This window comes from uncultured Chloroflexus sp., assembly GCF_937951745.1.
In the GTDB taxonomy this organism is placed as follows: Bacteria; Chloroflexota; Chloroflexia; order Chloroflexales; family Chloroflexaceae; genus Chloroflexus.
In genome coordinates, this window is the sequence record NZ_CALFBQ010000013.1 from 1 (window position 1) to 5,225 (window position 5,225).

Genomic DNA, 5,225 nt, shown 5'->3' on the forward strand with positions numbered 1-5,225 from the left:
GGCAGCGGCCTGTATGCAATGCCCGATCTCAAAAATCCGGAAGAGGTGCGCCTGACAACACCGTTTGGCGATCCCAGCGATGCGTTTATCATCGGTGAATTGGAAGGTCGGCGAGTGGCGTTCTTACCACGCCACGGTCGCGGGCACCGCCTGAATCCCAGCGAAGTGCCGGCGCGGGCGAATATTTATGCCTTCAAGCTACTCGGCGTGCGCGCACTGATTTCAGTAAGTGCGGTTGGTTCGCTGCGCGAGGATTACGCTCCCGGTCATGCCGTTATCCCCGACCAGATTTTTGACCGCACGAAGGGTATTCGTCCCGCTACCTTCTTCGAGGGCGGTGTCGTGGCCCACGTTGCCTTTGACCGTCCCTTCTGCCCGCACCTCAGCAACATCCTTTTGCACGCAGCCCAAGCGGCTGGCGCGGTAGTGCATCAAGGTGGAACGCTAGTAGTCATGGAGGGGCCGCAGTTTTCAACCAAGGCTGAGAGCGAAGAGAATCGTCGCCGCGGCCATAGTTTGATTGGGATGACGGCGCTGCCCGAAGCGAAACTGGCCCGCGAGGCCGAAATTGCCTATGCGACGTTGGCAATGGTGACCGATTACGATGTCTGGCATCCTGAACACGATGCGGTGACCGCTGACCAAGTGATTAAGGTGCTGAGTGCGAATGTCTCTCTCTCACAGCAGATTGTGCGCTTGGCCGTAGCCCAGATCGACGAGAACTTTACCAGCCCTGCCCACGATGCGCTGCGCTACGCCATCATTACCCATCCCGATTATATTCCCGCCGCTATCAAAGAACGGTTAGCGCCGATCGCTGGCCGGTATTGGTCATAAAACGATGACCCAACACGACATCCGCATTATTCCGTTGCACGGTATCGGTGAAGTGCGGCCGGGTGATGATCTGGCCACCCTGCTCGCTACAGCGATCGATGCTGTGGGGGGCTTAGTTGCCGGCGATATTCTAGTCGTGACCCAAAAGATCGTCTCGAAAGCCGAGGGTCGGCTGGTTGATCCGGCTACGATCGAGCCGTCACCGTTTGCCGAACAGATTGCCCGTACCGCCAAGAAAGATGCCCGCTATCAAGAGGTCGTCTTGCGCGAGAGCAAACGCATCGTCAAGATGGCGAATGGTGTGCTCATCACCGAAACCCATCACGGTTTTGTTTGTGCCAACAGTGGCGTCGACGAGTCGAATGTCGATGGTGGTCGGCAGTTAGCCTTGCTACCGGTTGATCCCGACGCCAGCGCCGCCGCGCTGCGCGCCGCCTTAGCTGCCCGCTATGATCATGTGCCAGCAGTGATTATCACCGATACCTTTGGTCGGCCATGGCGTGAAGGGCAAGTCAATGTCGCCATTGGCGTCGCCGGCATCGCCCCGCTGCGCGATTTCGCCGGCGTCGATGACTCCTATGGCTATACGATGCAGGCTACGCTGATCGCTGTTGCTGACGAGTTGGCCGCCGCCGCCGAGTTGGTGATGGGGAAGATCGATCGCGTGCCGGCGGCACTGGTGCGCGGCTACCAGTACCAGCCGAGCGAGACCGCCACTGCGCGCCTGTTGATCCGCGATCCTCGTTTTGATCTGTTCCGGTGACGTTTTTGGCGATGTGCCAGAGGACGCGGAGAATATGTGCGAATCCTCTGCGTTCTCTGTGGTCTCTGCGATGAAATATCATAAGCTATGGACTTTTTTACGCTTGCCCAAACCCGCCGTACCGTGCGCGCCTTTTTGCCCGATCCGCCGCCACGGGCCGCTATCGAACAGATTCTCACTGCTGCCAGTTGGGCGCCATCGCCCCATGGCCGTCAGCCGTGGCGGTTTGTGGTCGTTGAGACGGCTGAACGCAAAGCAGCCTTGGCCGAAGCAATGGGAGCGGCGTGGCGTCATCATCTTGCTCTCGATGGCCACGATCCGGCGACGATTGAACAACGGCTGCAACGGTCGCGTGAACGGGTGCTCAATGCGCCGGTGATGATTGTTCCATGTCTGTATTTGAACGATTTAGATGGGTACCCTGATCCAGAACGGCAAGCTGCCGAAACAACCATGGCCGTTCAGAGTTTGGGTTGTGCCGTGCAGAATATGTTGTTGGCGGCATTTGCGTTAGGCTTGGCGGCCGGTTGGATGTGTGCGCCCTTGTTTGCGCCGGTGGCGGTGCGTGCGGCGCTCGATCTGACCGACGATCTGCATCCGCAAGCCCTTATTCCGATTGGATATCTGGCCCAAGAACCTAAGCGCCGACCACGCCGTTCGTTGGATGAACTCGTGGTGGGGTGGATGTAACGGCTGTCATCCCGCCCCGCCAATATCTTGCCGGTTGAGGGTACGGTAGGCGCTGTACCCAAAGATCGCACTGTAGACAATGATGACGATGATCGCTTGCCATTGCGAGGGCAGCAAATTGAGATCGAGTGCCGAGGTCAGTACACTCTGATCGAGGCCGAACATCCGGCTATTCTCTATTATCAATCGGTTGATGTTCGGTTGGAGCAAGAGGTTGACGAGGGCGCGAATCAGCGGATTAACCGCACCAATGGTGTTAAGTGAGCCGGCGCTTACGTCGAAAGCAAGAAAGATCAAGCCGCCGCCAACCCCAGCAATGACCGAGCGGCCAACGATGGCGCTTGCCGCAGCGATTAGGGTGTAAGGGAGCATGACTAGCAACGCTCGTACCATACCTATTGGCAAGAGCAGAAGGTCAACAATGCCGAGTCGTTGCGGCAAGCCAAGCAGACCACTGAAGAGCAGTGCCAACACGATGCCGACGATCAGCGTGATCACCATTGCGCTCAGCAATGCGAGTTGTAAGGCGACAAGCTTGGCCGAGAGGTATGCGCCGCGATTGGGGGCGCGTGTCAACAGTATTCGTAGCGTTCCCCAATTGAAATCACTGCCGAAGATGCCCGCCGTCAAGATCACTGCTAGAATGCCGCCGGTGCCGTTGATCGCGCTCAACATTGCGCCGAATACGCCGGGCAAGCTCAATTGACGCTTGATCTGCTCGATTGCTGCCGTGCTGAGTAAGCCAAACGTGACGTTACCGCCGCTGAAGGTACCTTCTTGCAGCGCTACTATCAGAAACCAGAGCGTCTGTTGCAATGCGGTTAACGTGAGGAAGATGCCCAATAGCAACAACGCCATAGGCCGGCGCACAATCTTCATCCACTCGGCAGCGAGCAGGTTGGTAAACGTTGTCCGTGCCTCCATGGCGGATACCTCTCTTCGGCTTCCGATTGCACCGCGTATCTTACACCTCTGCCTTTGTCACCGTTAAGAAGAACTCTTCCAGTGAGCTGTTGCTGGCTCCGATCTCAGCTACAATAATGTCAGCTTTTATCAAGAGCGCGTTGATTTCGCCGGCTCGATCAGCAGGCGCGTTAACGAAGATCGTCTCGCCTTGCACCATCACACTGCCTACCCATGTTAGCGTCCGTAAGAGGCTCACCGCTGGCCCCGGATCGCCTTGCACCCGCACGCGCACGCCTTGCCCGCGCCGCAACAGGGTGGCGACGTCACCGGACGCGATCAGCTTCCCGTCTTTCATAATTGCTACCCGCTGGCAGAGCTGCTCGACCTCGTGCAATAGGTGGCTGCATAGCAAAATAGTGCGCCCACTAGCGGCGAGTTCGCGAATGAGGTTGCGGATCTCGACTGTTCCCGCCGGATCGAGGCCATTGGTCGGCTCATCGAGCATAATCAGTTCGGGGTCAGGGAGCAGTGCCGCAGCAATCGCAAGGCGCTGCTTCATCCCTTGCGAGTAGGTAGATACTTTGTCGCGCGCACGTTCACTCAGCTCAACCGTCTCAAGTACGCGCTGCACCCGCTCAAGCGGAATGCCGCCGGCACGGGCCAAGACGCGCAGATTGTCGGCTCCGCTGAGGTATGGGTAGAACGCTGGCGCTTCAATCATTGCCCCAACCCGTCGCAAGGCGAGCGCCGGCTCACGTTGGACATCGTACCCAAGGACTAGTGCTCGACCTTTGGTTGGTTTGACCAATCCCAACAACATCGCGATGGTGGTGGTCTTGCCCGCGCCGTTTGGGCCGAGGAAGCCGAACACTTCGCCTGTGCCGACGGTAAGGTTGAGCTGATCGACGGCAATTCGTTTACCGTAGCGCTTGGTAAGTTCTATCGTTTCAATGGCGTTCATGTCCGTTCCGCAACGACGTTTGTCGGCTGTATGATAACACAAAGAATGTAGGAAGAAGGCGCGAGCAAGAAGGTTGTCAAATCAAGCGTTAGACGGATCGAACAGCCGGAGGAGCGAGCAATCACCGCGCACTGCAGCATGGGCGACTGCCCGCCCGCAGACTGCGCCTATGACGTTGCCGGTGCCGTTGTACGCGCCGATTGCCCACACGTGGGGCCGGATCTGGCGGGCAATTGGCAAAATACTATCACGACGGTAGGCTACCTGTGCCGCCCATCGCCGCTCGACCGGTGCCTGACTGCCGATCCGTTCGCGGAGAAGCTGTTCGAGCGCCGACTGTACTGGCGCCGACGGCTTTGGCGGCGCATCCCATTCTTCGGCGGCGAAGCGATCGCGGCAGCCACCGAGTGCGATGCGGCCATCGGGTAACTGTTGCCAGTAGTCGTAGCCCCAGCGAGTGTAGACCGGACGTGGGATGGAGCAGGCTGGGTCAGGGCCAGTAGCCAGCATTTGCAACCGAGCGCTGCGCACCATCCCGCACAGCTCCGGCGCTAGCCGTTCCAGACCGCCATCAACAGCAATAATCACGTGTCGGGCCAGTATTCGTCCGTGCGGACATTGTACAGTTGTGCCTTCAATGGCCAATGCCGGCGTGTGGGTAAAGAGTAGCGCCCCGCCCTGCTGCGCTCGTTCGGCTAACAGCCGGCACCGGTGCAGCGGTTGAAACGCGCCATCGGTGGGCAGCAGCAACCCTTCACCCTCTGGGCCGCAGTATGGCTCGACCGGTAAATCATCGGCCCGCATCGCCTGCAACTGGGCGTTACAGTCGATGGCCTCTTCCGGCGAAGCGGCAATGCGCAGCGATCCGACCCGGCGCACAACCTCCGGCATTGCAGTGGCCATCTGCCCGATTTCGGCGATCGTGAGCCGGTAGATGGCTGCGGCCCGCTCGCGCCCGATAGCGGCGACCGCATCGTGGTAAAACGCGGCGAGACCGGCCAGTAAAAAGCCGCCGTTCCGCCCGGCTGCGCCACCCCCGACCGCACCGGCATCAATGCCGGCCACGCT

At 59.2% G+C, this 5,225-nt stretch carries 6 protein-coding genes; 3 read left to right on the plus strand and 3 right to left on the minus strand.

Annotated elements, in window-relative coordinates; all coding sequences use genetic code 11:
• From mtnP to Q1A59_RS04295, 3 genes are all read left to right on the plus strand, one after another.
• The coding region (gene mtnP / locus Q1A59_RS04285; RefSeq protein ID WP_299644028.1) for an S-methyl-5'-thioadenosine phosphorylase at positions 1-837 on the plus strand (837 nt) is incomplete at its 5' end.
• Positions 838-841: 4 nt separating this feature from the next.
• Entirely contained in the window at positions 842-1,600 is a 759-nt protein-coding gene (gene cofE / locus Q1A59_RS04290; RefSeq protein WP_298405268.1) for a coenzyme F420-0:L-glutamate ligase, read from the plus strand.
• 87 nt (positions 1,601-1,687) lie between these two features.
• The gene (locus Q1A59_RS04295) at positions 1,688-2,290 is read left to right on the plus strand and encodes a nitroreductase family protein (protein ID WP_298405271.1); all 603 of its coding nucleotides are present in this window, start codon (positions 1,688-1,690) and stop codon (positions 2,288-2,290) included.
• A 6-nt stretch (positions 2,291-2,296) separates the two neighbouring features.
• On the opposite strand, the gene Q1A59_RS04300 is transcribed toward Q1A59_RS04295, so the two are convergent.
• The 3 genes from Q1A59_RS04300 to Q1A59_RS04310 form a co-directional block, all read right to left on the minus strand.
• Complete coding sequence (locus Q1A59_RS04300; RefSeq protein WP_298405274.1) at positions 2,297-3,214, minus strand: ABC transporter permease; 918 nt, start codon at positions 3,212-3,214, stop codon at positions 2,297-2,299.
• A gap of 40 nt (positions 3,215-3,254) precedes the next feature.
• Positions 3,255-4,157 (minus strand): ABC transporter ATP-binding protein, encoded by a 903-nt coding sequence (locus Q1A59_RS04305; protein WP_298405277.1) that lies wholly within the window; start codon positions 4,155-4,157, stop codon positions 3,255-3,257.
• An 81-nt stretch (positions 4,158-4,238) separates the two neighbouring features.
• Positions 4,239-5,225, minus strand: a 987-nt coding sequence (locus Q1A59_RS04310) for an FAD-binding oxidoreductase (RefSeq protein WP_299644033.1), incomplete at its 5' end; no start/stop codon positions are given.

Excerpts from the sequence above, each read along its gene's own strand:
- Q1A59_RS04300 (WP_298405274.1), bottom strand. The coding sequence starts at position 3,214 with ATGGAGGCACGGACAACGTTTACCAACCTGCTCGCTGCCGAGTGGATG.
- Q1A59_RS04295 (WP_298405271.1), top strand. The coding sequence starts at position 1,688 with ATGGACTTTTTTACGCTTGCCCAAACCCGCCGTACCGTGCGCGCCTTT.
- Q1A59_RS04305 (WP_298405277.1), bottom strand. The coding sequence starts at position 4,157 with ATGAACGCCATTGAAACGATAGAACTTACCAAGCGCTACGGTAAACGA.
- cofE (WP_298405268.1), top strand. The coding sequence starts at position 842 with ATGACCCAACACGACATCCGCATTATTCCGTTGCACGGTATCGGTGAA.